This is a genomic window from Roseibium algae (assembly GCF_037783265.1).
Lineage (GTDB): Bacteria > Pseudomonadota > Alphaproteobacteria > Rhizobiales > Stappiaceae > Roseibium > Roseibium algae.
This window is the reverse complement of sequence record NZ_JBAKIA010000002.1, coordinates 505,169-531,775: the sequence shown is the minus strand read 5'-3', so window position 1 is coordinate 531,775 and position 26,607 is coordinate 505,169. Positions and strand designations below refer to the sequence as shown.

22 protein-coding genes are annotated in these 26,607 nt (G+C 54.1%); 17 read left to right on the top strand and 5 right to left on the bottom strand.

The features are described from left to right. Positions 1–16: 16 nt before the first annotated feature. The 5 genes from V6575_RS06105 to V6575_RS06085 all read left to right on the top strand — a co-directional run bounded on the left by V6575_RS06105 (position 17) and on the right by V6575_RS06085 (position 6,410). A complete protein-coding gene (locus V6575_RS06105; protein ID WP_340273271.1) occupies positions 17–1,366 on the top strand; it encodes an ABC transporter substrate-binding protein in 1,350 nt (449 codons plus the stop codon). A gap of 95 nt (positions 1,367–1,461) precedes the next feature. Next, positions 1,462–2,772, top strand: a complete 1,311-nt coding sequence (locus V6575_RS06100) for a carbohydrate ABC transporter permease (RefSeq protein WP_340273270.1) — start codon at positions 1,462–1,464, stop codon at positions 2,770–2,772. After that, a complete protein-coding gene (locus V6575_RS06095; protein ID WP_340273269.1) occupies positions 2,772–3,998 on the top strand; it encodes a carbohydrate ABC transporter permease in 1,227 nt (408 codons plus the stop codon). Before V6575_RS06100 ends, V6575_RS06095 begins: the two co-directional genes overlap by 1 nt. A gap of 30 nt (positions 3,999–4,028) precedes the next feature. Next, positions 4,029–5,315 (top strand): MGH1-like glycoside hydrolase domain-containing protein, encoded by a 1,287-nt coding sequence (locus V6575_RS06090; RefSeq protein WP_340273268.1) that lies wholly within the window; start codon positions 4,029–4,031, stop codon positions 5,313–5,315. 33 nt (positions 5,316–5,348) lie between these two features. Further along, a complete protein-coding gene (locus V6575_RS06085; RefSeq protein ID WP_340273267.1) occupies positions 5,349–6,410 on the top strand; it encodes an ABC transporter ATP-binding protein in 1,062 nt (353 codons plus the stop codon). 7 nt (positions 6,411–6,417) lie between these two features. Here the strand turns inward: V6575_RS06085 and V6575_RS06080 are convergent, their stop codons facing one another. Then, positions 6,418–8,073 (bottom strand): alpha-glucosidase family protein, encoded by a 1,656-nt coding sequence (locus V6575_RS06080; RefSeq protein ID WP_340273266.1) that lies wholly within the window; start codon positions 8,071–8,073, stop codon positions 6,418–6,420. Positions 8,074–8,637: 564 nt separating this feature from the next. Between V6575_RS06080 and V6575_RS06075 the strand changes: the two genes are divergently transcribed. Continuing rightward, the gene (locus V6575_RS06075) at positions 8,638–9,804 is read left to right on the top strand and encodes an acetyl-CoA acetyltransferase (protein ID WP_340273265.1); all 1,167 of its coding nucleotides are present in this window, start codon (positions 8,638–8,640) and stop codon (positions 9,802–9,804) included. Between the two features lie 52 nt (positions 9,805–9,856). Here V6575_RS06075 and V6575_RS06070 read toward each other — a convergent pair whose 3' ends face one another. Beyond that, entirely contained in the window at positions 9,857–10,279 is a 423-nt protein-coding gene (locus V6575_RS06070; RefSeq protein ID WP_340273264.1) for a hypothetical protein, read from the bottom strand. A gap of 467 nt (positions 10,280–10,746) precedes the next feature. Between V6575_RS06070 and cysG the strand changes: the two genes are divergently transcribed. The 5 genes from cysG (at position 10,747) to V6575_RS06045 (ending at position 15,596) form a co-directional block, all read left to right on the top strand. Continuing rightward, the gene (cysG, locus tag V6575_RS06065; protein ID WP_340273263.1) at positions 10,747–12,192 is read left to right on the top strand and encodes a siroheme synthase CysG; all 1,446 of its coding nucleotides are present in this window, start codon (positions 10,747–10,749) and stop codon (positions 12,190–12,192) included. An 11-nt stretch (positions 12,193–12,203) separates the two neighbouring features. Continuing rightward, positions 12,204–12,503 carry a DUF2849 domain-containing protein gene (locus V6575_RS06060; protein ID WP_340273262.1) on the top strand — a complete coding sequence of 100 codons (300 nt, stop codon included), beginning with the start codon at positions 12,204–12,206 and terminating at the stop codon, positions 12,501–12,503. Positions 12,504–12,564: 61 nt separating this feature from the next. Then, positions 12,565–14,223: a nitrite/sulfite reductase gene (locus V6575_RS06055; RefSeq protein WP_340273261.1), complete on the top strand. Its 1,659-nt coding sequence runs from the start codon at positions 12,565–12,567 to the stop codon at positions 14,221–14,223. Next, positions 14,210–14,971: a phosphoadenylyl-sulfate reductase gene (locus V6575_RS06050; RefSeq protein WP_340273260.1), complete on the top strand. Its 762-nt coding sequence runs from the start codon at positions 14,210–14,212 to the stop codon at positions 14,969–14,971. The genes V6575_RS06055 and V6575_RS06050 overlap by 14 nt, the downstream gene beginning before the upstream one ends. 91 nt (positions 14,972–15,062) lie before the next feature. Beyond that, positions 15,063–15,596, top strand: coding sequence for a DUF934 domain-containing protein (locus V6575_RS06045; RefSeq protein WP_340273259.1), 534 nt, complete (start codon positions 15,063–15,065; stop codon positions 15,594–15,596). A gap of 86 nt (positions 15,597–15,682) precedes the next feature. Here the strand turns inward: V6575_RS06045 and V6575_RS06040 are convergent, their stop codons facing one another. The 3 genes from V6575_RS06040 to V6575_RS06030 form a co-directional block, all read right to left on the bottom strand. Then, a complete protein-coding gene (locus V6575_RS06040; protein ID WP_340273258.1) occupies positions 15,683–17,074 on the bottom strand; it encodes an aspartate aminotransferase family protein in 1,392 nt (463 codons plus the stop codon). 49 nt (positions 17,075–17,123) lie between these two features. Further along, on the bottom strand, positions 17,124–18,527 hold the full coding sequence (locus tag V6575_RS06035; RefSeq protein ID WP_422785524.1) for a glutamine synthetase family protein: 1,404 nt from the start codon (positions 18,525–18,527) through the stop codon (positions 17,124–17,126). Positions 18,528–18,752: 225 nt separating this feature from the next. After that, entirely contained in the window at positions 18,753–19,463 is a 711-nt protein-coding gene (locus V6575_RS06030) for a GntR family transcriptional regulator (RefSeq protein ID WP_340273257.1), read from the bottom strand. 153 nt (positions 19,464–19,616) lie between these two features. Here V6575_RS06030 and V6575_RS06025 point away from each other — a divergent pair, with 153 nt between their 5' ends. The 6 genes from V6575_RS06025 (at position 19,617) to V6575_RS06000 (ending at position 26,591) form a co-directional block, all read left to right on the top strand. Next, positions 19,617–21,041, top strand: coding sequence for a glutamine synthetase family protein (locus tag V6575_RS06025; protein ID WP_340273256.1), 1,425 nt, complete (start codon positions 19,617–19,619; stop codon positions 21,039–21,041). Between the two features lie 172 nt (positions 21,042–21,213). Next, the gene (locus V6575_RS06020) at positions 21,214–22,299 is read left to right on the top strand and encodes a polyamine ABC transporter substrate-binding protein (RefSeq protein ID WP_422785532.1); all 1,086 of its coding nucleotides are present in this window, start codon (positions 21,214–21,216) and stop codon (positions 22,297–22,299) included. A gap of 67 nt (positions 22,300–22,366) precedes the next feature. Next, a complete protein-coding gene (locus V6575_RS06015) occupies positions 22,367–23,548 on the top strand; it encodes an ABC transporter ATP-binding protein (RefSeq protein WP_340273254.1) in 1,182 nt (393 codons plus the stop codon). A 19-nt stretch (positions 23,549–23,567) separates the two neighbouring features. Beyond that, positions 23,568–24,494 carry an ABC transporter permease subunit gene (locus tag V6575_RS06010; protein ID WP_340273252.1) on the top strand — a complete coding sequence of 309 codons (927 nt, stop codon included), beginning with the start codon at positions 23,568–23,570 and terminating at the stop codon, positions 24,492–24,494. Continuing rightward, on the top strand, positions 24,491–25,312 hold the full coding sequence (locus V6575_RS06005; RefSeq protein ID WP_340273251.1) for an ABC transporter permease: 822 nt from the start codon (positions 24,491–24,493) through the stop codon (positions 25,310–25,312). The genes V6575_RS06010 and V6575_RS06005 overlap by 4 nt, the downstream gene beginning before the upstream one ends. Before the next feature lie 154 nt (positions 25,313–25,466). Next, positions 25,467–26,591 (top strand): GNAT family N-acetyltransferase, encoded by a 1,125-nt coding sequence (locus V6575_RS06000; protein ID WP_340273250.1) that lies wholly within the window; start codon positions 25,467–25,469, stop codon positions 26,589–26,591. Positions 26,592–26,607: the final 16 nt, after the last annotated feature.

Here is a 26,607-nt window from a genome sequence, read left to right as displayed (position 1 = left end):
TACTGAGGAGAGTGTGATGTTTGGGAGGAAAATCCTGTTAGCCACAACCCTGGCCGGCGTGTTCGCGGCTGGGTTGGCGAGTGCCAACGCCGAAGGCCTGCGCTTCTGGACTATTGAAGAGCAGCCTGAGCGTCTGGCAAAACAGGAAGAAATGGCTGCAGCCTTCAAAGAGAAGACAGGCATCGAAGTCGATGTGATTCCAGTGACCGAAAAAGATCTCGGCACGCGCACAACTGCAGCTTTCGCGGCAGGCGATTTGCCGGACGTTATCTATCATCCGTTGCAATATGCGTTGCCATGGGCCGAGGCTGGTATCCTGGATACCGAAACGGCAACGGAAGTGATCGAAGCGCTGGATGCAGAAACCTTTGCGCCGGGTGCTTTGGGAATGGCGGCTTTTGAAGGTGGCTACGCTTCTGTTCCTGTTGATGGCTGGACGCAGATGGTTGTCTATCGGAAGGATCTGTTCGAGGCGAATGGCCTTGAAGCGCCTAATTCCTATGAAGCGATCCTGAAGGCGGTTGAAAAGCTGCACAATCCGCCTGAAATGTTCGGCTTTGTGGCAGCGACAAAGATCGACGAGAATTTCATGAGCCAGGTTCTGGAACATGTTCTGCTCGCCAATGGCGTTTCGCCGGTCGACTCCAACGGCTTCAAGCCTTTGGACGAGAAGAAGGCCATCGAAGCTCTCGAGTTCTACAAGGCCATCGCAAAGGCATCTCCTCCAGGAGACCTGTTCTGGAAGCAGTCCCGCGAACTTTATTTCGCAGGCAAGGCAGCCATGATCATCTGGTCACCGTTTATTCTTGATGAACTGGCCGGTTTGCGCGACAGCGCTCCACCCACAATCAATGATGATCCGACGTCCAAGGCTTTGGCTTCCATGACGGGTGTTGTTACGACCCTTTCCGGTCCATCCAATCCTGAGGGTGCTGCCTGGGGTGATGTGCGTTACTTCGGCATCACCAATGATGCGGATACGGATGCGGCAATGGAGTTCGTCAAATTCTCAATGGACGAAGGCTACCTGTCGACCCTGTCGATTGCGCCTGAAGGCAAGTTTCCGATCCGTCGCGGGGATGCAACGGACCCTGAAAAGTTCACCAAGGGTTGGGCAGAGCTTCCAGTCGGTGTTGATCGCAAGGCTCCGCTTTCCGAACTCTACGATGCAGCCACCATTGAACGCATCGTTGGCGGGCTGGATACCGCAAGTCGCTGGGGCGTCAAGGAAGGACAGCAGTCGCTGGCTTCCAAGATGATCAACAGTCAGATTATCAACCGTTATGTCCGCGAGTATATCGACGGTGAGCGTGACGCTGCAGCATCTGTGGCCAAGATCAACGAAGAACTGTCCAAGGTTCAGTAACTTCGAAGCACAAAGAGGCCTCGTGGCCTGAAATAACCGAAAGGCGGCAGTGCTGCCTTTCGGTTCCTTGAAGACTTAACATCCTGGTGCCGGAAATGTCTGTCGTACAAAGTGAGGCCATAGGCCGTACTGCTGTCCCGCCCAAAGGCGTGGGGCCGATGCAGCGGCGCGAGGTGAGGCTTGCCTTCTTGATGCTTGCCCCGACCTTTCTCATCATCCTCGTGATTGTCCTGGGGCCGCTACTGGCCAACTTCTGGATCAGTGTGAAGCCGGTTGGTCTTGCCGATCTGCGTCCACCAGCCGTGCTTGTCAATGAACGGGTTCGCGGCAAGCCTAAAGTTGCCGGTGACGTCGTGACGCTGGAATATCGCCTGCGAAATTCGTCGCAGGATAAGGAAATTCGGCATGTCGTTCTCAACGATACGCTGCCGATTGGGTTCGTTCCGGGAAAACTGCCGGATGCCTGCAGATTGAACGACAGAGCGCTGATCTGCGACATCGGCACTGTTCCTGGAAAGTGGCGCGACAGGCTTCAACTTGAAGGCACAGCCGAGCAGGCATTCCTGGAACTGAAACGGCCAGGCCGCGAAAGTGAACCAGTCATTTCGGGTGACGCTGACAACATCCTGACCAGCTTTGAGTTTACCCTCGACAACTTCCGGAAGGTGTTCGACAGCGACGAATTCTGGAGTGTTCTGCGGGTCACTCTATATTACACGATTTTCGGCACCGGCGGTGCTGTGGTGCTGGGACTGTTTGCAGCTCAGCTGTTGAACACACCCTTCAAGGGGCGCGGGATCATGCGGGGCTTGTTCCTGTTCCCCTATGTCTCTCCTGTGATTGCGGTGGCCTTCACCTGGGTGGTGCTGTTCGATCCATTCTCTGGAACCTTGAATGCATTGCTGACCAAAATGGGGGTGGTTGACGGGCCTATCAATTTCTTTGGCCAAAGGGCGATTGAGTACCAGATCTTTGGATTGCAGCTCGAGTTTCCCCTAGCGCTGACCACCGTGATTGTTTTTGAGGCCTGGCGCTATTTCCCCTTGTCGTTCCTGTTCATTCTGGCGCGGATGCAATCGGTCAACACTGACATGTATGAGGCGGCTGAAATGGACGGCGCGACGCCGATGCAGCAGTTCTGGTACATTTCTCTGCCGCAGCTTATGGGCATTCTTTCTGTTCTCTTCTTGCTGCGCTTTATCTGGACCTTCAACAAGTTCGACGACATCTTCCTGCTAACGGGAGGCAATGCCGGCACGCGGACCCTGACCGTCGATGTCTATGAGCAAGGCTTCGCACTGTCGAACCTTGGGGCGGGGGCTGCCGTCGCCGTCGTTGTCTTTGTTGTCCTCGTCGCGTTTGCGACACTGTTTCTCCACTTCTCACCGAAAGAGGAGGGGATCTGATGGCTTACTCCGGAACCCTGATTTCACTTATTTGTGGTGCCATCTGGGGCGCAATCTCAATGCTGGTCACCGGCGTGACCCTGACGCTGGTGACCGGTGAAGTTGCCGTGCCACAGGTTGGCGCCGCGGCTCTAGCCGGTGCGCTTCATGCCCTCGTCATGGTCTGGCGGGGGAGTTCGCGCGGCAGTCTTTCAGATCACCCTGTGCCTCTCTTGGTCGCTTTTGTTGTGCTGCTCGCAGCTACTTTTGCCGCGCCGTTCACACTGTCTTTTGAGGTCGTTCCGGTCTTTCAAGCCGCGGCGCTGCTTGTGTTCCTGTTGGCGCTGGGCTTTGCAAATGCTCTTTGCCTGAAAGGTGTGCCGCTGACCTCCATGTCGAGGTATGACCGTGAGATTGTCTACATTCGCGTGCTCAAGGGGCTTGGGTTTGTGATGTTCACGATCCTTGTGGCGTTGCCGTTCTATGTGATGGTCATGACATCGCTGAAAAGCCAGCAGCAGTTGCTGGCCAACCCGCTCGATCTGTCTATTGATGTCTCTCAAGGCTTGGTCTCGCTGTTCCGCTCCTATGTTGAGCTCTTCACCAAATACAATTTCGGGACCTATCTGTTGGTCTCCGGGTTTGTGTCGGTGGCGACTGTGTTGCTGACCCTGATTTTCTCGGTGCCGGGTGCCTATGCCGTGTCGCGTCTTCGGTTTCCGGGCAGGGCGTTTCTGTCCAGATCGGTTCTGTTGATCTACATGGTGCCTGCCATTGTGCTGGTGATCCCGCTCTATGCGGTCTTCTCGCAACTTGGCTTGCGCAACAGCCTGACTGGCTTGCTGATTGTCTATCCGGCGACCACGATCCCTGTCGCGCTCTATATGCTGCAGGGGTATTTTCGGGGGCTGCCGGCTGAACTGGAAGAAGCCGGTTTGATGGACGGTTTGAGCCGTATCGGTGTGATCATGAAGATCACATTGCCGCTGTCCTTGCCCGCGCTTGCTTCGGTTTCGCTATACGTCTTCATGATCGCCTGGAATGAATTCCTCTTTGCCTTCATGTTCCTCGACAATCCTGACATTTTCACCCTGTCGCGTGGCGTCGTTGCGCTGAATTCTTCTGAAGTTCCCCGCCAACATCTGATGGCCGGGGCCGTGATCGCAACAGTGCCTGTGCTTTTCATCTTCCTCTGGTTCGAGCGTTTTCTCGTTCAGGGGCTGACGGCTGGCAGCGTCAAGGGCTGACAAAAACAACAAAATCCGGGAGTAAACCTCATGGGCGCAGATCTTGACGCGCTGGCACATTCTATCCTGAGGGACAACGATCAGGGCGGATACACCATTCCGACCAAAGGGCTCTATCCCTATCAGTGGAACTGGGATTCCGTTTTCGTTGCCATGGGCTTTGCCACTTTCGATCTCGATCGGGCATGGCAGGAGATCGAAAACCTGTTCCAGGGCCAGTGGGATGACGGCATGGTGCCGCACATCCTGTTCCGAAAAAATGACCCGAGTTACTTCCCGGGGCCTGATATCTGGGGCACCAAATCAGAGCCGTTTCCAACGTCTGGCCATTCACAGCCGCCAGTCGCGGCAACGGCTATGCGGGATCTGTTTGAACAGTCACGAGCACCGGAAAATGCCGAGCGGGCAAAGGCCTTGTTTCCGAAGGTCATGGCCTGGCATCGTTGGTGGGCAACATACCGCGACCCGAAGGGGCATGGCAGCGTTGCCATCGTCCATCCTTGGGAATCCGGTCGGGACAATTTGCCGGACTGGGATGAGCCTCTGTCCAATGTCGATACAACCAATGTGCCTGATTACGTGCGCAAGGATACATCTCATGTCGCTCCGGAAATGCGCCCGCTGAAGCAGGATTATGATCGTTACATGGCGATCCTGACAGTCGGCAAGGCCTGTGGCTGGGACCCGAAGGAGACGGTAGAAAAGACGCCGTTCCTGGTGGCAGATCCGGCTATCACGATGATCCTTCTCCGGGCGAACCGGGATCTGCTGGTTCTCGCGGAGAAACTTGGATACTTGGACGCAATGCCCGAAATCCAGGGATGGATTGAAAGACTTGAAAAAGGTCTTGAGAGCCTCTGGAATCCCAAGATTCAGGCCTATGTGACCCGAAACTTGAGAACGGATGTTCTGGGAACCGGCGTCTCTTCCGCATCATTTTTGGCGTCATATGCCGGGATCACGGACCCGAAGGTGATTGAGCCGTTGAAGGCCCACTTTGACCGGATCGCTGGCAAGGTCAATTATATGCTGCCTTCCTATGACCCGGACCATCCTGGTTTTGAGCACATGCGGTACTGGCGTGGACCCGTCTGGGCCGTTGTCAATTATATGGCATCGCGCGGCATGCGCGAAGCGGGGGATCACCTGCGTTCTGAAAAGATCCGCAAGGATACAGTTCGGCTGATCCAGCAAAGCGGCTTTGCGGAATACTTCAGCCCGGTTGATGGGGCGGGCGCGGGCGGAAATTCCTTTTCTTGGACAGCAGCGGTCTGGCTTGCCTGGGCAACGCCCAGCTTGGCTGCAAAAGCTGCTTGAGCGAGCGGCAAAGAATGATCAGGGGACAGTAAAATGGGTGCAATACGGCTCGCCAACGTTGAAAAATGGTTTGGAGATCTGCAGGTCATCAAGGGCATAGACCTAGAGGTTGAAGACGGTGAATTTGTCATCTTCGTCGGGCCCTCTGGCTGCGGAAAATCAACTTTGCTTCGTTTGATTGCCGGGCTTGAGGAAATCAGTCGCGGTGGCATCGAAATTGACGGCAAGGACGTGACCGCCGAGCCACCGTCTGGTCGTGGCTTGTCGATGGTGTTCCAGTCCTATGCGCTCTATCCGCATATGACCGTTCGGGAAAATGTAGGTTTCGGTCTCAAAACGGCTGGCATGCCAAAGGCTGAAATTGATCAGAAGGTCAATGCAGCTGCCGACGTTCTGAAACTTGATGACTATATGGAACGCCGCCCGAAAGCCTTGTCCGGCGGACAGCGCCAGCGCGTCGCCATTGGCCGTGCGATTGTGCGTGAACCTTCTGCATTTCTGTTCGATGAGCCCTTGTCCAATCTGGATGCGGCGCTTCGGGTTGAAATGCGCTTTGAGATCGCGCGCCTGCACAAGGTGCTCGGCACGACGATGATCTATGTGACCCATGATCAGGTTGAAGCGATGACGCTGGCCGATAAGATCGTGGTGTTGCAGGGCGGAGTGATCGAGCAAGTCGGCTCGCCACGTGACCTCTATGAGCGGCCGGACAACTTGTTCGTTGCCCAGTTCATCGGCTCGCCGAAGATGAATATTCTGCCCTGTGCCGTCACTGCGGATCGGTTCGAGCTTGAGGGCAATGGCAGCGGGCTTTACCCCTATGCAGGGGCTGCCGCATTACCAGTTAAACTGGGAATTCGTCCGGAACACATCCAGGTTGTTGAGTCTGGCGAAGGCCACGCTCAAGGTACGGTTGTCGTTGCCGAGTATCTGGGCGCTGACACATATCTTTACGTTGCGATCGACGGACTTGAGACAATTCTCGTGCGTACGGATGGGGCCGAGGAGATTGCCGAAGGCAGGCGCATCGGGCTTGTATTCGATGAAACGCGCCTGCATTTCTTTGATGCAGATGGCAACAGCATCCGGAGCTGATCATATCTTAGATAAGCCGTGCAAATAATGCGTTGAGGCCGGGGAGGGAGATCTTCCCGGCTTCTTCTGTGCCAACAAAACCTGAGCCAGATAGAACCTCAAGCGGGCTGTTATTCCAAACGATGTCAGCTTGTTCGCTCGACAGGTTGAAGGCACACAGGATGGTCTCGTTCTCATGTGCCCGCGTGAACAGCAGCGTTTCACCGTCACTGTCTTGAAACCGAATGGTGCCTTTTTGAAGGGCCGATTGGGTTTTCCGCCAATTTAAGAATGTGCTGACCAGTGAAAGGACGGAATGTCTGTTTCCCTGCTGAACGGCAACCGCCCTTTCCTGATGGTCTCTCGGCACAGGCAGCCAGGGTTCTGCGTTTGAAAATCCTCCATGCGGCTTGGTGTTCGACCAAGGCATCGGCGTCCGGCAGCCGTCCCGGCCCTTGAATTGAGGCCAGAACCGAATGCCATAGGGGTCCTGCAATTTCTCAAAGGGAACATCGGCCTCAGTCAGGCCAAGTTCTTCCCCTTGGTAAATGCAAGGGGTTCCACGCAGCGATGTCACCAGAGCAACTGCCAAGGGCGAAAACCGATCAAGTTCAGAGCCTTCGCCCCACCGTGTCGCAACCCGGATCACGTCATGGTTGGAGAGGGCCCAACTTGGCCAACCCGACCCGATCCCGCTGTCCATATTCTCAACTGTTTCGCGAATGTAGGCGGCTGAGCGCTTCGCGGTCAGAAGGTCGAAGCTGTAGGCCATGTGAATACGTTTGTCAGCTTCGGTGTAGGCCGCTGTTGTGCCGATCACATCTCTGTCGGCCCCGATCTCGCCAACGGAGGTGGAGCCAGGAAACGCATTCAAGAGGTCTCGCAACCGCTCCAGAAATGCGAGGTTTTCCGGTTGGGTTTTATCGTGAATATGATGCTGGAAGGCATAAGGGTTGGACGGTTCGACACCGGTTAGCAGAGCACCTGCAGGCAAAGGCGGATTGTCTCGTAATTCCTTGTCGTGGAAATAGAAATTCACCGTATCGAGACGGAAACCATCAACACCGCGTGTCAGCCAGAACTTTGCCGCAGACAAAACAGCGTCTTGTACTTCTCTGTTGTGAAAGTTCAAATCCGGTTGGCTGGCAAGGAAGTTATGCAGATAATACTGGCAACGACCGCTGTCCCATTGCCAGGCGGAGCCTCCGAAAATCGACAGCCAGTTGTTGGGCGGGGAGCCCTCAGGTTTCGCTTCTGCCCAGACGTACCAGTCTGCCCGTTTGTTCTCGCGGGAGACACGGCTTTCCTTGAACCACGCGTGCTGGTCGGAGGTGTGTGAGATCACCATATCGATCATGACTTTCAGCCCGAGGGCATGGGCCTTTGCCGTCATCTCGTCGAAGTCTGCAAGGGTGCCGAACATAGGATCGACATCCTCGTAGTTTGACACGTCATAGCCGAAATCAGCCATGGGAGAGGTGAAGAAAGGCGATAGCCAGATCGCATCCACGCCGAGTGAAGCAATGTAGTCCAGCCGCTGGGTAATTCCGGCAAGATCGCCAATGCCGTCGCCGTTGCTGTCCTGGAATGAGCGAGGATAGATTTGATAGATAACGGCCCCGCGCCACCAGTCTTGTGATGTCGCGTGATCTGCTGGCGATGACTTCGAATTGTTCGCGGTCATGATTTTTATCCTAACGTCACCTATCAGGCTTTATGAGTTCGGACCTTAGCCAAGCCCTGTGCCAAAATGTACTGAGCCAAAAAGATAGAGTTTTCTCTTATGAAACAACATCTCAAAGCGCTTTGAAGAATTAGCGGTTTCGGGTTCTTCGGTCAAACGCTTTCGGTCGTCGGCCTGTGGAATGAAAAAGGCCAGCTTCCCGAAGAAAGCTGGCCTGAAATCTGAAATAGATCGAAGTAAAGTCTTCTTCGCAACAATGGCTTTATGGAGGTATTGGGTGACAGTTATGTGAAGCTTCTGTGTAGATCTCTATTTTGACGCTAGTGCATCTGAGATATCGGTTGTGTATTTCGTTATTTGGTGATGTTGAAAAAAATTGTTATTATTAAAATATTGAATAATATAGTTAAAATTAATCTGAGTGACGTATCCGTCAATTAAAGCTTGTTTTTGATCCGACAAGCTGAAAATCTCTGGCCAGATTTGGTGCGCAGCACCGCGGACGCCCTGTGCCTATCTCGGTTCGAGAACGGCTGAATGATTGAATTAAGGGAGGTTGTTAAAATGACTGCAGCAATGGTTGGATGGGCGCATTTGCCGTTCGGAAAGCATGCGGACGAAACCGTTGAAAGCCTGATCGTCAAGGCGGCAACTCAAGCTATTCATGACGCAGGCATTGGGCCTGAAGACGTTGATGAAATCCTGCTGGGGCATTTCAATGCAGGTTTCTCCGCTCAGGATTTTACCGCGTCGCTTGTGCTTCAGGCAGATCCTGCTCTCCGCTTTACACCTGCCACACGAGTTGAAAATGCTTGTGCGACGGGCTCGGCTGCGGTTCAGCAAGGTGTTCGGGCGGTTGCCTCGGGATCAGCGCGTTTCGTGTTGGTTGTCGGCGTTGAACAAATGACAACAACACCGGGACGTGAAATCGGGCAGAACCTCCTGCGTGCTTCCTATCTGAAAGAAGAAGGTGACATTCCGGGTGGGTTCGCTGGCGTTTTCGGCAAGATCGCAGAGGAATATTTCCAAAAATACGGCGATCAATCTGACGCATTGGCCCGGATCGCAGCAAAGGGTCACAAGAACGGTGTGAACAACCCTTATGCACAGATGCGTAAGGATCTGGGTTATGAGTTTTGTCGGACCGAAGGAGAAAAGAACCCCTTCGTGGCAGGGCCTTTGAAGCGGACGGATTGCTCGCTGGTGTCTGATGGTGCCGCTGCCCTGGTTCTGACGGATCCTGCTACGGCGCTTGGAATGAAGAAGGCTGTGGCTTTCCGCTCAATGGCTCATGTGCAGGATTTCCTGCCGATGTCACGCCGCGACATCCTGAAGTTTGATGGCTGTTCACGCGCCTGGGGCCAAGCGCTCGGAGACGCCGGAATGGCTCTGGACGATCTGTCGTTCGTCGAAACCCACGATTGCTTCACCATCGCCGAACTCATCGAATATGAAGCGATGGGCCTGACCAAAGAAGGCGAAGGCGCAAAGGCGATCCTGGAAGGTTGGACCGAAATGGACGGCAAACTGCCGATCAATCCGTCTGGCGGGCTGAAAGCAAAAGGCCACCCTATCGGTGCGACGGGTGTATCCATGCATGTTCTGACGGCCATGCAGCTCACCGGAACTGCGGGGGGCATTCAAGTCAAGGACGCAGAGATTGGCGGCATCTTCAATATGGGCGGCGCAGCTGTCGCCAACTACGTGTCGATCTTGCAAGCCATGAAATAAAACGGGTTGCCCCTCCTCAAAGAACTGAGGAGGGGCAACGCTTCATCGGGAATTACTGCAGCAGACCACTGCTGTTTGCAGCTGCTTTCGGCACAGCGCTTGAGCCGGAACGGTTCAGCGGCAAAAATCTGAGATTGCGGCCGCGATTGGGAACTTCATAGAACAGAAAAGGAGACCGCTTTTCGGCATCGACGGGCCGCAGGATCGAGACTTCAGTGCTGAAGGCGACTTCGCCATTTTCGTTCTGAGGGGCCTTTCCGATGTCTACGATGGCATCACTTTGCGGCGCTGATGGGTTCACCGCGAAAGTCGCGATTGCGTTTATCCTTTCATAGGCGCCTGTGGTTCCGAATGTCTCATTATCGAAGATTGGTTCGGATGATTGAACCTTAAATTCGATTACCCGAGCGGCGGCTGTTTGGGATAGCAGCCCGATTGCCAGAAAACTTGCAAAAACGGTTTTACCTCTAATCATTTTATTTCCTCCTTGCGCTCACCTCCCGTGAGCACGGAGCACCTTATACTAAAGTCGCACTCATGATAATTTTTTTGTATACAAGTTTATTATTTCTGCATGCGTATTGTATTATTATGCATTCAAATGCCAATTTATTGGCTGCGGTTTCTTGTGCATTTGACGAAGGCGTGTGAGCTGAACGGACACAGAAATGCTCTGGCTCCCCCGGATTCTCGGGCTTTCGAGAGATTTTGCGCCCACCAACGACTGTACTCTTGAGGCTCTATTCTGTTTTCGGTGTCGATGGCGCTAAATGAATCTAGCTGATCTCGATTCCAGCGAAGCCGGTGCCCGATTTGCGTGCGGGCGCGAAAGCGAAATTCTTTTCTCTCTTTTCCGGTCTCTTTGAAACGTGGTGCCCGTAGTTCTCGGCGCTGAGTGACTAGATTTGTGGTCATGGATGCGATGATCCGGGAGAACTGCCCATGCGAGGGCCCGCAAAAGAGAAGTCCAAACGACGCCTTGATGTGTTCCCGACCTTTTTCAAGGTTGCGGGCAAGCGCGTCTGCGTCGTGGGACATGGTGATGAGGCGGCGGCAAAGGTTCGGCTATTGGGTGAAACCAATGCTGTGATCGAAGTCATCTCTGCTGAAATCGAGCCGGGTCTTGCCGAGGTCATTCGTGAAGTCGGCGCTCGACATGTGGCTGAAGCCTTTCGTCCAGCGTTACTGACAAATGCCGCACTTGTCTTCAGTGCAAGAGAAGATGAGGCTCTGGATCGGGCTGTGGTTCAGGCCGCCGGCATTATGGGCGTTCCAGCCAATGCCGTTGATCGGCCTGCCCTCTGCGATTTTTATACAGGGGCCTTGGTCAACCGGGCGCCGATTGCGGTTGCGATCACATCGACAGGCGTTGGCCCTGTGCTTGCCCGTCACATTCGGGCGCGCATCGAGACCATGTTGCCTCGTTCGACGGGCGACCTGGCGCGCCTTGCCGAGAGCTTCCGCGACGCTGCGGTGAAAATGATCCCCGATGGCGCAGCACGGCGCAGGTTCTGGGCACGGTTCTTCTCTGGCAGCGTGGCGACCAGCATGAATTCCGGCAGAGCTGATCTGGCGCGTTCCGAAGCGCAACGCTTGCTCAATGGGACCGACGACGATGCTGGCCATGTGTGGCTGGTTGGCGCCGGGCCGGGTGCAGAAGATCTACTGACGCTTCGGGCACAGCGTCTTCTGCAAGAGGCTGATGTGATTGTTCATGACGCTTTGGTGCCTGCCGGGGTGGTGTCCATGGGACGGCGCGATGCGCAGCGAATTTCTGTCGGCAAACGTAAGGGTGCGCACTCTGTGCCGCAAAACGAAATCAACAAGCTGCTGGTCGAGCTTGGTCTGCAGGGTCTGAAAGTCGTTCGCTTGAAAGCAGGCGATCCGATGATCTTTGGCCGGGCTGCTGAGGAAATGCACACCCTGCGCAAAGCAGGCATTGCGTTTGATGTGGTTCCCGGCGTGACAGCTGCTTTTGCAGCGGCAGCGTCCATGCAATTGCCGCTGACGTTGCGCGGCGTTGCATCGACACTGGTGTTCGCCACCGGGCACAACGCCAAATCTGAAACACTGCCGGACTGGGCGGATCTGGCCCTCAGCGGGGCGACAGTCGCTGTGTATATGGGGCGCACTGTTGCCGCCGCTGTGGCCGATAAACTTATTGCAGCTGGTATGTCGTCTACGACGCCTGTTGCCATCATCGAAAACGCGGCTCATCCGGATGAGCGTCAGTTTTCGGGCACGCTGAATGACCTTTGTGTCTTGAGTGATCGCCCTGACATCGCCGGTCCCGTGCTCATTGTCATCGGCGATGCCGTTGGTCATGCGGCGTTGGAAAAAGCCGATCCAATTGCGGCGCTGCCGCTTCAACAAGAATGTGCTGCCTGAGGAGAGAAGCGATGAAAGTCGTAACCGCAAATCGTTTGCTCGACGGAGAAGTTGTTTGGCAAGGCCCTAATGGCTCCTGGGTGGAGCTTTTGTCTTTGGCCAATGTACTGGAAGATAAGGAAGACGTCGCTGGTGCGCTTGAGCTGGCGGCAAAATCCATTGCTGATCGCGAGGTCGTTGAGGCCTACGCCATGGACGTGACACAGGACGAAGGCCGGATTGTTCCCGTGCGCTTGCGGGAGATCATCCGTGCCGCAGGACCCACCACCCATCCGCAATTTGGCAAGCAGGCGCGGGCTGTCGCCGTCTGACCACTTGAAAGAATGAGGGGGCAGCGCCTGCAACATTGGCAGCGCCCTGATGGAGAGAGACATGTATCGCTACGATGAATTTGATCAGGGCTTTGTGACCCAGCGCACGGAGCAATTCAAGGATCAGGTCCGCCGCCGCCTTTTGGGCGAGCTGACCGAAGAAGAGTTCAAGCCGCTGCGTCTGATGAATGGTCTGTATCTGCAGCTGCACGCCTATATGCTGCGGGTCGCCATTCCCTATGGCACGTTGAATGGTCGGCAGATGCGCAAGCTTGCGCATATCGCCCGGACCTATGATCACGGCTATGCTCATTTCACCACACGACAGAACATTCAGTACAACTGGCCGAAACTGGAAGACACGCCTGCCATTCTGGAAGAGCTGGCCGAAGTTGAAATGCATGCCATCCAAACGTCTGGCAACTGCATTCGCAATGTTACCGCCGATCATTTCGCCGGGGCTGCGGCTGATGAGATTGCAGATCCGCGCCCTTATGCGGAGATCCTGCGCCAATGGTCGTCGCTGCACCCTGAGTTTTCGTTTTTGCCGCGCAAGTTCAAGATCGCGATCACCGGCGCTCCCCATGACCGCGCGGCCGTTCAGGTGCATGACATCGGCTTGCAGCTGACCCGTAATGAGGCCGGAGACATCGGCTTTGTGGTGTTCGTGGGCGGCGGTCTGGGCCGGACGCCGATGATCGGCCGCAAGGTGCGCGACTATCTGCCGGAGGAAGATCTGCTGGCTTATTCGGAAGCCATCCTGCGGGTTTACAACCGCTTTGGCCGCCGGGATAACAAGTACAAGGCCCGGATCAAGATCCTGGTGCATGAGACCGGTTTGGAAGAGCTGAAGGCTGATATCGAGGCGGAATTCGAGAAGATCCGCTATGGCGTGTTGCGTCTTCCCGATGAAGAGGTGCGTCGCATCGAGGCCTATTTCGCACCGCCTCCGCTTGAGGTTCTAACGGCTTTGGATACTTCCGTTGAAGCTCGCAAGGCATCAGACCCTGCGTTTGCGCAATTCATAGCGCACAATCTGAATGAACATCGTGTTCCAGGTCACACCAGCGTGACGATTTCCATGAAGCCCATTGGCGGCATTCCGGGCGATGCCTCGGATGCACAGATGGATGTGATTGCAGATCTGGCAGAGCGCTTCGGTCATGATGAAATTCGCATCAGCCACGAACAGAATGTCATTCTGCCGCACGTGAAGATCGCCGACCTTCCAGCTCTGTTCGATGCCTTGGTCGCAAGCGAGATGGCAGAAGGCAATGCCGGTCTGATCACCGATATTATTGCTTGCCCGGGCATGGACTATTGCGCCTTGGCGACAGCGCGCTCAATTCCAGTCGCTCAGCGTATTTCCGAGCGGTTTGGTGGGGCGGAACGTCAGGCTGAAATTGGCGAGCTGAAGATCAAGATTTCCGGCTGTATCAATGCCTGTGGTCATCATCATGTCGGCCATATCGGCATCCTCGGCCTGGAGAAAAAGGGCGAGGAATTCTATCAGATCACGCTCGGTGGATCGGCCAACGAAAATTCTTCAATCGGCAAGATCGCCGGTCGTGGTTTCTCATCCGAAACAGTCGTTGATGCCATCGAAACCCTTGTTGATACCTATCTCGGCCTGCGGACCAGTAAGGAAGAAACCTTCCTTGATGCCTACCGCCGGATCGGGGAGGAGCCTTTCAAGGAAGCCCTTTATGGCGTTGCATGAGACATTCAGCCTTGGCGTTGATCCGGAGTTGGGACTTCAGGCGGAAGTGGCTGCCCTGAACGAGCAGTTTGAAGGGGCTACTGCGCAGGAAATCCTGCAGGAATCCATCCGGCATCAATTTTCTGGAGACATCGCAATGGTCTCCAGCTTTGGTGCTGATTCGGCGGTTCTTTTGCATATGGTTTCTGAGATTGATCCATCGATACCGGTTGTCATGGTCGATACGGGCAAGTTGTTCCCGGACACGCTGCGTTATCGGGATCAACTGACGGAGCGTTTGGGATTGACAAATGTCCTGTCCAGGAAGCCTGAGAAAGCGGACCTTGGTGCCGATGATCCAGCTGGAATGCTCTGGATGAGCGACACCAACGCCTGCTGCAATATACGCAAGGTCTTGCCGCTGGAACTGGCGTTGAAGGATTTCGGGGCGTGGATTTCCGGCCGCAAGCGGTTTCAGAGTTCCACACGTGCTCGGCTTCCGGCGTTCGAGGTGGAAGCAGGACGGGTTAAGGTCAATCCACTGGCTGATTGGGGTCCGGCTGACATCCTTGGATATGCAAAGGCCCAAGAACTCCCTCCGCATCCGTTGGTTGCCAAGGGCTATCCGTCGATTGGCTGTATGCCGTGTACGGATAAGGTCAAACCTGGAGAAGATCCACGGGCTGGCCGTTGGCGTGGGCAGGCCAAGACTGAATGCGGTATTCATTTGCCAACCCATGGCAAGGAACTGGATGGCAGTGGCATCTAGATGTTTGCCTGATGAGGCAAGTTTGATGCCGTGAGACTTGACGCGAACGTCTGAGCAGATGTGCTCCGGCATTGAAGGACGCGAAACGAAAATGACGAAGATCTTTTCAAATGGAACCATGTCTGATGAGAACTGGGTTCTTATCGAGGCTGATGCCGAAGTGCCGATAGAAGGTGATCTTCTGGTGGATCTAAGCCAGTATAGCGCTTCACCAGAGTCTTACATTGCTGAAGGGCGAAAGATAGCCGTTCTGGTGGCAGCTGGCGATGATGTGGAAAAGCTGCAAGGGCATTTGGATCATTTGGCACATGTTGCCGTAGAGTTCCCGAAATTCACCGATGGTCGCGGGTTTTCTGCGGCCCGGGTCCTGCGCGAGCAGATGGAATACAAAGGCGATATTCGCGCTGTTGGTGACTACATCCTCGATCAGGTGCCTTTGATGCGGCGCTGTGGTGTCTCAAGTTTCGCTCTGACCAAGCCAGAAGTTCTGAAGGCACTGGCAGATGGCGAGTGGCCGGAGGTCACCAAATATCTTCAGCCGGTTGGAACGGTTGAGGAAATGCCGGCCGGTACACGGCCGTGGGCACGCCAATCCGTGCGTGAAGTTGCTCAAGCAGCTGAATAAGCTCAACTTTCAAGAGCTTCATCTGGAACGAAAAACGGGACCCAATGGCCCCGCTTGATTGTTCGAATGAAGTGTTTGAGCAGCGCTTAGAGCTTACCATCTTTTTTCAGCTCGGCGTAGGTGTCATCCAGGGTCTTGCTGGCAATGGCGATCAACTGATCGGCTTCGTCATGTGACAAGACCAGGGGCGGCGAGATTATCATGCTGTCGCCAACGGCGCGCATGACCATGCCGTTTTGGAAGGAAAGGTCGCGGCACAGCGTTCCTGCCGATCCTCCATCAGCGAATTTTGTTTTCCGCTCGCCTTTCTTTGGCACCAGTTCCAGCGCACCCATCAGGCCTTCCATGCGGGCTTCCCCGACAAGCGGATGATCGCCAAGCGCACGCCAGCGGTTCTGTAAATAAGGTCCGATATCATCCGCGACGCGCTCGACGAGCTTTTCACGCTGCATGATTTCCAGGTTGGCAAGCGCTGCCGCCGCGCATACCGGGTGGCCTGAATAGGTGTAACCGTGATTGAAGTCGCCGCCCTTGTCGATCAGGCCTTCACAGACACGATCTGACACGAGGACGCCGCCCATCGGCAGATAGCCCGACGTTAGGCCTTTGGCGATTGGCATCAAGTCGGGCTCAAGGCCGTAAAACTCTGAGCCAAACCATTTTCCAAGGCGTCCAAAGCCGCAGATGACCTCATCCGCTACAAACAGAATGTCGCGCTCATCCAGGATGCGCTTCATTTCTGGCCAGTATGTTTCTGGTGGAATGATCACGCCGCCAGCACCCTGAATTGGTTCGGCGATGAATGCTGCGACCTTGTCCTCGCCGATCTGATCAATCGCTTCTTCGAGTTTGCGTGCGACATGAACGCCGAATTCCTCCGGGCTCATGTCTTCGCCTTCGCCGTACCAGTAAGGCTGGTCGATGTGGCGAACACCAGGCACCGGCAAATCACCTTGTTCGTGCATGCCTTTCATGCCGCCGAGGCTGGTCCCGGCAACAGTTGAGCCATGGTAGCCGTTCCAGCGGCCAATTATGACCTTCTTGTCCGGCTTGCCCATTTGGTCCCAATAATGGCGGACCATGCGAAATACGGTGTCGTTGGCTTCCGAGCCAGAGGAGCAATAAAACACCCGGTTCATGTGAGAGGGAGCGAGCTCTGCCAGCTTTTCTGAAAGAGCGATTGCGGGCGGATGCGAGGTCTTGAAGAATGTGTTGTAGTAGCTGAGTTCGCTCATCTGCTTGTTCACAGCCTCAGCGATTTCCTCACGGCCATGGCCAACCTGGACGCACCACAAACCAGCCATTCCATCGAGAATACGGTTGCCGTTTGAATCTGTCAGCCAGATGCCATCCGCATGGGTGATGATCCGTGAGCCTTCTTCATTCAGAGCTTTCGTATCCGAGAAGGGGTGAATGTGATGGGCAGCATCTAGTGCTTGAAGGGCGGCGGTTGGATATATGTTCGATACGGCCGACATATGGGCTTACTCCGGGTAGCGACAGACAGAGGGGCAGCTGAAGCTGTCCTCAAACGTTGAGCAGCAGGTATTCCCGTTCCCACGGGCTGATCACGGACATGAATGTCTCGAATTCTTCCTGCTTGATGGCACGATAGGTCGCGACGAATGTCTCCCCGAATATTTCGAGGATCTCGTCGCTCTTTTCAAAAAGGGAAACAGCTTCCGTCAGGCCGCGCGGAAGCGACTTGAGATGGTCGCTGCAGTCAATCGTCTGCGGGGCATCTGGCGTCAACCCCTTGATCATGCCGAGATAGCCGCAAGCAAGTGAGGCCGCGATGGCAAGATAAGGGTTGGCATCAGAACCCGGAACGCGGTTCTCCAGACGTCGCGCTTGCGGGGCTGAATAAGGCACGCGCAGACCGACTGTGCGGTTGTCATAACCCCAGTAAACATTGACTGGAGAGGTCGAGTTGCGGGCAAAACGCCGGTACGAATTGACAAAGGGTGCCATGATGCAGGTGACGTAGGGCAGATAGGCCTGATGACCGGCAATAAACGACAGGAATTCTGGTGTTTCCTCGTCGTTGTCTCCGGAAAATATGTTCTTGCCTGTTTCGATGTCCACCACGGACTGGTGGATGTGCATGGCCGAACCAGGCTGGTTCGACATGGGCTTGGACATGAAGGTTGCATACATGTCGTGGCGCAAGGCGGCTTCGCGAATTGTTCTTTTGAACAGGAAGACCTGGTCCGCCAATTCGAGGGGACGGCCATGGCGCAGGTTGATTTCCATCTGCGCTGCGCCCTCCTCGTGAATGAGGGTGTCGATTTCCAGACCCTGCTTCTCTGACAGATCGTAGATGTCATCGATCAGGTCATCGAATTCGTTCAGCGCTGTTATGGAATACGACTGGCGTCCGACTTCCGGGCGTCCGGACCGGCCGGTCGGTGGCTCTAGCGGATAATCCGGATCAGTGTTGGGCTTCACGAGATAGAACTCGATTTCCGGGGCAACAATCGGTTCCCAGCCTTTGTTTTCATAAAGCTTGAGAATGCGCTTCAGTACATTGCGCGGCGCGGTTTCCACCGGCGCTCCATCACGTGTTTGAGCATCATGAATCAGCTGCGCTGTCGGGTCAGTTTCCCATGGAACGGAGGTCAGAGTGCTATAGTCAGCCTTGAAGTAGAGGTCACCGTCCGTCGGGTTGTGCTGAAACCGTTCATCGTCTTCCGGATAGCTTCCTGAAATTGTCTGGGCGAAAATTGACGCCGGCATGGTCATCACGGGGCCAGAGAAGAATTTTTCCGTTGGCATCATCTTGCCGCGGGCAACCCCGGCCAAATCCGGCACAATGCATTCGATGTCTTGAATGTTGCGTTTGCTTAGCCAGTCGCGTGCCGCTTCCATGTCACAGACGCCGCGAAGGCTGTCAGTGTCGTCAGTCTCAGCATTGGATGGATCTTTGCTCACGTTCTGCTCCAGTTTCTGTACGTCTGATCAGGACCAATCTGTTGAAGTCAAAGACTACACGAGGGAGCCCGACATCGTTTCGCCAAGTAGACCAGAATTGCGGTGATCATGACCGAAAACGAGGTTCTCTGTTTTTTATTTTGTGATCACAAAATTTGCAAGTCAATCTGATCGTGACCCAGCAAATCAAACTTTCTCTACGACTTGCAGTTTTGAGGGGTGTTCTCAGGTGGTTGGAAGGCTTTCCTTGCCGAGTATTCCCATGCCGTCGCCGATGTCAGAAGAAATGGCCGTTTTGATCGAAACTGGATCGCTATCCCGAATGGCGCGAATGGCTTCCTTGTGCCAGTCTACCAGATGTGCGGTCCCGACCCGGCCATAAACGGTGCGCATGAACGGGGCAAATTGTAGCCAAAGGCTCTCTACCAAGGGCATCAATATGAGGGAATTGGATGCAGAGTAAATCTTGAAATGGAAGGCGTGATTGAGCTGCATGTATGCCTCTGCGTTACCAGATATCAGGCTCGCATCAATCTCCAAATCGATTTTTTCCAGCACATTTGCATCATTTTTATTGAGGTGTGGCAGCGCCATTTCCGCCAGTTCTGGCTCTAGCAATAGCCGCGCCTTGAGGATTTCATCGAACCGTGAATGCGACATTTCGGGGACTTGAATGCGCCCGTTTGGGCGTATGTCCAGAGCATTTTCTGCCGCCAGCCGCTGGATGACTTCACGTACAGGCATTGGACTGACACCAAGGTCTTGAGCCAGCCCCCGTAAAGTGACCGCCTTGCCTGGAATAAAGCGTCCTGTGAGGAGCGCTGAACGGATGGCTTTGTCGACTTGCTGGCGTGCAAGTCCGCGACCCGTTTTCAGGTTTTTTTGTGCGGCCGTGCCGACAGAATTCTCCAGGTTTGTTTTCAGGTTGTTTGTCACTCCTGAAAATGTCCTTCCGCAAAACGTCCGTTGATGGCCCTATAAGAGAGTTGCCTGTTTCTCAGTCTTGACACCCCTTGCTGAACGTGATCACATTTTGACAGTATGTGCAATGCATCTGGACCATTCATCAAATACAATGTGCATTGGTGAGTGAAGTTCAGGAAAATTCAGAAGGACCAGAGTGCCTATATGGTGGACTTGCCGCATCAGACATTAGAGCATCCGGCTGAGCCCGGTTGGAAGAAGAATGTCGAGGCATTCCTGGCTGAGCATCCTGATTTGGATACTGTTGAAGTCGTGCTTCCGGATACGAATGGTGTGCTTCGAGGCAAGTGGCTTCCGGGCGATGCTGTCGAAAAGGTTTTTGAAGGCGGAGTGGCTTTGCCGTTTTCCTTGTTCGGGCTTGATGTGTGGGGGCGTGAGGTGGAAAGCACCGGCATGCACATCGAGACAGGCGACAAGGACGGTGTCTGTTGGCCGATACCTGAAACGCTCAAGTTGGTGCCCTGGGCCGAAAGAAAGACAGCCCAGGTGCTGTTGTCTATGTATGACCGGGATGGTGTGCCGTTTCTGTCAGACCCACGCCATGTTCTTAAACGGATGGTCGACAAGCTTGCGGAATTCGGTGTGACGGCAAGCTGCGCCTTTGAACTTGAGTTCTATCTGCTCGAAAAAAGCGATGGTGATTGGACGGATCAACCCAAGCCGTTGTTTTCCACGCAGCGCGGCCCTGCGCGCCAGAACATGTACGCCCTTTCCGATCTGGAAGCTCTGCTGCCGCTCGTTGATGATCTTCGCCGTGCGGCAGAGCTGCAGGGCATCCCTGCCGATGCCGCAGTCTCGGAAGCGGCCCCCGGACAGTTCGAGCTTAACTTGCATTACCGTCGCGATCCATTGCTGGCAGCTGATGATGCAGTCTTGTTGCGTCGCCTGGTTCAGGGCGTTGCACGCAAGCACAATCTCAAGGCATCTTTCATGTCCAAGCCATTCGTCGAATGGCCGGGCAATGGCATGCATGTTCATGTGTCGATGGAAGACGAAAACGGCAACCTCTTTGCGTGTCCTGAAAATGGAGCAGAGCGCCTTGGGCATGCGGTCAGTGGCTTGCTTGAAACCATGCCAGAGGCGTTGTTGTTGTTCTCATCGACCTTCAACGGTTTCCGCCGTATGCAGCCAGGGTCCTATGCGCCAACGTCGATTTGCTGGGGCTATGACAATCGATCAGTTGCTTTGAGAATTCCAGCCAGCACACCGGAAGCCGCCCGGATCGAGCATCGCATCGCCGGTGCTGATGCCAATCCGTATTTCGTGCTTGTGGGTGTTTTGGCAGGTATGCTGGAGGGGCTACAGAGCAAAAAGAACCCGCCAGCGCCTGTTGTGGGCAATGCATATGAGAAGAACCACAAACGTCTGACGCCATGGATGGATGAGGCAATTGACGCTTTTGAAGCCTCGGAGCGGATGAAAGAGGCTGTCGGGCCTGAGATGCACAAGGTCCTGACCGAGATTAAAAAAGAAGAGATGAACGAGTTTGGCCGCGAGATCTCGAGTTTGGAACGCCAGACATATTTGTAGGCGTTTGCCTGCAAAGGCTTTAAGGAAAATGGATGTATCTGCGGGTGGGAAAGCGTAGATATATCTGATAGTTGAACTTAAATAGTGGCATTCGTGCTAGTGGATGAACATGATAAAAAGCCCATGGAATGGCTAATCTGTTCGACCTTTCAAAGTGGAGTATGAAATGATGATCAAGGGTATTCTGACTGGGGTAGCAGCTCTCGGCCTGATGGCGGGATCTGCACTTGCCCAAGACCGTGTTGTGAATGTCTACAACTGGTCTGACTATATCGACGAGTCGATCCTGGAAGACTTCACCAAAGAAACCGGCATCAAGATCGTCTACGACGTTTTTGACAGCAACGAGATTCTTGAAACCAAGCTTCTGGCTGGTGGCACGGGCTACGACGTTGTGGTTCCGACCGGCACATTCTTGGGCCGTCAGATTCAGGCTGGCGTTTTCCAGAAACTCGACAAATCAAAGCTGCCGAACCTGAAGCATATGTGGAAGGACATCGAAGATCGCCTTCTGAAATATGACCCGGGCAACGAGCATGCGATCAACTATATGTGGGGCACCACCGGGATCGGGTATTCCGTCGAGAAAATCAAGGAAATCATGCCTGATGCGCCTCTTGGCAGCTGGGACATGATCTTCAAGCAGGACGTTGTGTCAAAGTTCGCAGATTGCGGCATCTTTATGCTGGACACGCCTGAAGAAATGGTTCCTGCAGCGCTGAACTATCTTGGCCTTGATCCGGATTCCAACAGTTCTGATGACATCCAGAAAGCCGGCGACCTGTTGATGTCGATCCGGCCTTATATCCGTAAGTTCCATTCCTCAGAATATATCAATGCCCTCGCAAATGGCGACATCTGTCTCGCAGTTGGATGGTCTGGCGATATTCTTCAGGCGCGTGATCGTGCAGCTGAAGCTGGCAACGGTGTGACTGTAGAATATGTCATTCCTCAAGAGGGGGCTATGATGTGGTTCGACAACATGGCGATCCCAGCTGATGCGCCACATGTTGAAGAAGCTCATGAGTTCCTCAATTACATCATGCGTCCAGAAGTGATTGCCAAGGCTTCAGATTATATCTTCTACGCCAACGGCAACAAGGACAGCCAGGAGCTGATCGACAAGGCCGTGCTTGACGACCCTGCGATTTATCCGGATGAGGCGACGGTCAAGAAGCTCTATACGACCACAACGAAACCGGCCAAGGTTTCTCGTGTTCAGAACCGGGTCTGGACCAAGGTCAAGAGCGGAAGCTGATCTGACAAGGGCAGGCTCCTATTAGAGCCTGCCTTTTTTCTCATGGGGATGTGTTGGGGACAGGATTTTGGCCAAGAAACCAATTGGGCCGGTGCGGCGCGCGTTTGCACCGTGGGATGACCCGGCTGCCAAGCCGTTTATCGAGTTTCAGAATGTCACCAAACGCTTTGGCGACTTTACCGCCGTCGACAACCTGAGCCTCAAGATCTATGAACGTGAGTTTTTTGCGCTTCTGGGCGGGTCAGGCTGTGGCAAGACAACCATGATGCGCATGCTTGCAGGGTTCGAAACGCCGACCGAAGGGCGTATTTTACTCGATGGACAAGATATGGCGGGCGTGCCGCCTTACCGGCGTCCTGCCAACATGATGTTCCAATCCTATGCCTTGTTCCCCCACATGAGCGTTGAGGCGAACATCGCTTTCGGGCTGAAGCAGGACAAGATGTCCAAGTCGGCAATAGCAGAACGCGTTGTCGAGATGCTGCAATTGACCAAGCTTGAGCAATTCGCCAAGCGGAAGCCACATCAGCTGTCGGGTGGCCAACGTCAGCGTGTGGCCCTGGCGCGTGCGCTGGCCAAAAAGCCGAAGGTACTTCTTCTGGACGAGCCTCTGGGCGCCCTGGATCGCAAGCTGCGCGAAGAAACCCAGTTCGAGTTGATGGCTATTCAGGAAGACTTGAAAACGACCTTCCTGATTGTCACCCATGATCAGGAAGAAGCCATGACCGTGGCGGATAGAATTGCCGTCATGGATGTCGGGAAAATCGTTCAGGTGGCATCGCCATCAGAGATTTATGAAACTCCGAGCTCCAAGTTTGTCGCCGATTTCATTGGCGATGTGAATCTGATTGAGGCCAAGGTTCTGGAAACGTCCGAAGGGGGCAGTCTTCTGCAGGCCGTGGGTTATGACTTCAAGATCGACACGGTGGAACAAACGGATGCGGCAAAAGGCGATATCGTCTGGTATGCGATCCGTCCGGAAAAAATCCGTATTGCGCACGGTGAAAGCAGCAAGTCTGAAGCCAGTGAGGGCGGAGCCAGCGCTATCGGTACAAATGGGACCAGCGGAGAGGTCTGGGATATTGCCTATCTGGGTGACGTTTCGATTTTCCATTCCCGAATTGGTGGTGAAACAACACTGAGATCAACGGTCGCGAATGTGACGCGCTTGGTGGAACGTCCGATTACCTGGGAAGATCAGGTCGCCCTGAGTTGGGACCGGGACGCAGGCGTAATCCTGACAGCGTGAGATTGAGAGGGCCGAGCGGATGAAGACCGACACTCAAGATAAGCCGCGCAAGACGCCTGGAGGCTGGCTGCTGATTGCCGTGCCGTATCTCTGGCTTTTGATTTTCTTTTTGGCACCGTTTTTCATCGTCTTTAAGATTTCGCTCTCTGAGATTGCGGTTGCAATCCCACCTTATCTGCCGACATTCGATTTTGCGGATGGCATGGACGGTTTACGTAAGGGGATATCAAGCTTCTCGTTTGATAATTATCTTTGGCTGACCGAGGATGACCTCTACTGGAAATCTTACCTCTCCAGCTTGAAAATTGCGCTGATCTCAACACTGGTGACGCTAATCGTTGGCTATCCACTTGCCTACGGCATGGCGAGGGGCCCAAAGGCATGGCGGCCCACGCTGTTGATGCTTGTTATTCTGCCGTTTTGGACGTCTTTTCTGATCCGTGTGTACGCTTGGATTGGTATTTTGAAGAACGAAGGACTGCTGAACCAGCTGCTGCTGAGCCTCGGGGTGATCAATGAGCCCCTGGTGATCATGAACACAACGACAGCCGTCTATATTGGCATCGTTTATTCGTATCTCCCGTTCTTGGTATTGCCGCTTTATGCCAGCCTGGAAAAACTGGATATCAGCCTTTTGGAAGCCGCTGAAGATCTTGGTTGCCCGCCTTGGAAGGCGTTTTGGAAGATCACCTTGCCCCTCTCGATTCCTGGCGTGATTGCGGGCTGTTTTCTGGTGTTTATTCCAGCAGTCGGCGAGTTTGTGATCCCGGATCTTCTTGGGGGATCTAACACGCTGATGATCGGCAAGACTCTTTGGGTTGAGTTCTTCGCCAACAGGGATTGGCCGGTGTCCTCTGCAGTCGCGGTGCTGTTGCTTCTTCTTTTGGTGGTTCCGATTGTTCTGTTTCAGAACCATCAGCAAAAATTGGCGGAGATGCAAAAATGAGATCCGGCCCGTCCTGGTTCAATGTTACGTCTATTGCGCTCGGCTTTTCGTTTTTGTATTTGCCGATCATTATCTTGGTCGTTTTCTCGTTCAACGAATCCCGTCTCGTCACTGTATGGGGTGGTTTTTCGACCAAGTGGTATGTTGAGCTCTTTAAGAACAAACAGCTTCTCGATGCGGGGCTTGTGACACTCAAGGTCGCCTTCATGTCAGCGTCCATCGCAACTGTTTTCGGCACTATAGCTGCGCTTGTTCTGGTGCGCTCTGGCCGCTTTGTCGGGCGCTCGCTGTTTTCCGGGATGATCTTCGCGCCGTTGGTGATGCCGGAAGTGATCCTCGGCTTGTCCTTGCTTCTGCTTTTTGTTGCCGTTGATCAGTCACGCGGGTTCTGGACAGTGATGGTGGCCCATACGACATTTGCCATGTGTTATGTCGCAGTGGTTGTTCAGTCGCGCCTTGTCGGCTTTGACAAGAGCATTGAAGAGGCTGCAGAGGATCTTGGTTGCCCTCCGTTCAAAACCTTCTTCTTGATTACTTTGCCAATTATTTTGCCCGGTGTCATCGCTGGCTGGATGTTGGCATTCACCCTTTCCCTTGATGACCTGGTTATCGCCAGCTTCACCACAGGACCGGGCGCGACGACCTTGCCGATGAAAATCTATTCTCAGGTTCGCTTGGGTGTGACGCCGGAGATCAATGCGGTCAGTACAATTCTGGTCGTGGTGGTGACATTGGGCGTTATCGGAGCCTCCCTTGTGACCAAACGGCAGGAAACCAGACGCGAGCAAGATGAACGTGCCGCCATAGCCCAGCGGTAAGGAGAAATTCCAAGAGCAGTTGATCCTATATACTGCTACTATTAATCCAATTTTATCTCCCTGAGCCTATTAGGAATTGCCGGGTTGATCCGTAAGAATCCGGTTTGCATTTGATGGGTGCTTACATGGCCAGCGCTCTGCTTGGGGGACGAACTTGTCTGCAAGATTGGAAAATTGGCGAGAGCTCGGTACATCGTCTGATTTCGGATATGTCTGCCTGCGGCACGATGCGCCGGGGGGCGATGAGGTAAGGGAACTTTTCCGCCGGCTACCTGGCGGGGCCGTCTCTACGCCGTTCCAGACGCCTGATTTCTTGCGCGCGTTTCAAGCCAACATGCTTGAAGGAGTTGGTGGAAGTTTCAGCTTATATGAGTTCAGGCGAGCCGGTACGTCGACGCCCTTGATGCTTCTGCCAATTTTGACGCGAAAACGAGGTCCAATTCGCATTGCATCGATGCCGGACCTGACCTTGGCAGATCAAAATGCACCTGTTCTCGCGAAAGCATATGATGTCCCGCCAAGTCATATGCCGACACTTTGGGCTACGTTTCTGCAAAACTTGACGGGTGCGGATGTCCTTGATTTTCACAATATGACGCCGATGGTCGAGCAGCAGATAAATCCGCTTTATGGCCTGGGCGATGCCGCTGCCACTGAGCATTTGCTGATGCTGGATCTGCAAAATGATGCAGCTGTCGCTGAATGGCGCCGCAAGTCTGTTTTCAAGGAGCTGCGCTCCAAGTTTCGTAAACTTGAGGCGGAAGGTGTTCGGTTTTTTATGGCGGAAACACCGGATGAGAGACTGGCTGTTTGCAAAACGATCTTAAGGCAAAAGCAGACACGCTTTGAAACTTTGGGACGTGATAATCTCTTGTCGAGCAAGTCGATTGCCAACCTCTACCTTGATCTTGCCAAGGTGCCGCATGTATATAGCCCTGCTCGGCTGTTTGGCTTGAGAACAGACAATGAAGTTGTCGCGGGGTTAATGTCACTCTCCAGTGAGGATATGATCAACGCTGTTCTTCTTTCTATTGGAGATGAACGCTGGCACCGCATGTCGCCTGGCATTGTACTGATGTCAAAGGTGGTCGACTGGGCTCAATCGGCTGGCGTGAAAAATTTCAGTTTTGGAACGGGTTATCAACGTTACAAACAGCGGTTTGGAGCGGAGCCAAAAGCCTTGAAGAAAATATCAAGGTCGCTGACACGAGCCGGAGAAGCCTACACCATGATGCGTTTCATGAAAGATGCGGCCGAGCAACGATTGAGACGAGCTTAATATTGGAAATATGATA

What these genes read in the sequence shown, in the direction of transcription:
- V6575_RS06060 (WP_340273262.1), top strand. Translation starts at nt 12,204, where the DNA reads ATGAAAGTCGTAACCGCAAATCGTTTGCTCGACGGAGAAGTTGTTTGG.
- V6575_RS06105 (WP_340273271.1), top strand. Translation starts at nt 17, where the DNA reads ATGTTTGGGAGGAAAATCCTGTTAGCCACAACCCTGGCCGGCGTGTTC.
- V6575_RS06050 (WP_340273260.1), top strand. Translation starts at nt 14,210, where the DNA reads ATGGCGTTGCATGAGACATTCAGCCTTGGCGTTGATCCGGAGTTGGGA.
- V6575_RS06100 (WP_340273270.1), top strand. Translation starts at nt 1,462, where the DNA reads ATGTCTGTCGTACAAAGTGAGGCCATAGGCCGTACTGCTGTCCCGCCC.
- V6575_RS06095 (WP_340273269.1), top strand. Translation starts at nt 2,772, where the DNA reads ATGGCTTACTCCGGAACCCTGATTTCACTTATTTGTGGTGCCATCTGG.
- V6575_RS06005 (WP_340273251.1), top strand. Translation starts at nt 24,491, where the DNA reads ATGAGATCCGGCCCGTCCTGGTTCAATGTTACGTCTATTGCGCTCGGC.
- V6575_RS06010 (WP_340273252.1), top strand. Translation starts at nt 23,568, where the DNA reads ATGAAGACCGACACTCAAGATAAGCCGCGCAAGACGCCTGGAGGCTGG.
- V6575_RS06075 (WP_340273265.1), top strand. Translation starts at nt 8,638, where the DNA reads ATGACTGCAGCAATGGTTGGATGGGCGCATTTGCCGTTCGGAAAGCAT.
- V6575_RS06045 (WP_340273259.1), top strand. Translation starts at nt 15,063, where the DNA reads ATGACGAAGATCTTTTCAAATGGAACCATGTCTGATGAGAACTGGGTT.
- V6575_RS06070 (WP_340273264.1), bottom strand. Translation starts at nt 10,279, where the DNA reads ATGATTAGAGGTAAAACCGTTTTTGCAAGTTTTCTGGCAATCGGGCTG.
- V6575_RS06085 (WP_340273267.1), top strand. Translation starts at nt 5,349, where the DNA reads ATGGGTGCAATACGGCTCGCCAACGTTGAAAAATGGTTTGGAGATCTG.
- V6575_RS06090 (WP_340273268.1), top strand. Translation starts at nt 4,029, where the DNA reads ATGGGCGCAGATCTTGACGCGCTGGCACATTCTATCCTGAGGGACAAC.
- V6575_RS06080 (WP_340273266.1), bottom strand. Translation starts at nt 8,073, where the DNA reads ATGACCGCGAACAATTCGAAGTCATCGCCAGCAGATCACGCGACATCA.
- V6575_RS06055 (WP_340273261.1), top strand. Translation starts at nt 12,565, where the DNA reads ATGTATCGCTACGATGAATTTGATCAGGGCTTTGTGACCCAGCGCACG.
- V6575_RS06040 (WP_340273258.1), bottom strand. Translation starts at nt 17,074, where the DNA reads ATGTCGGCCGTATCGAACATATATCCAACCGCCGCCCTTCAAGCACTA.
- cysG (WP_340273263.1), top strand. Translation starts at nt 10,747, where the DNA reads ATGCGAGGGCCCGCAAAAGAGAAGTCCAAACGACGCCTTGATGTGTTC.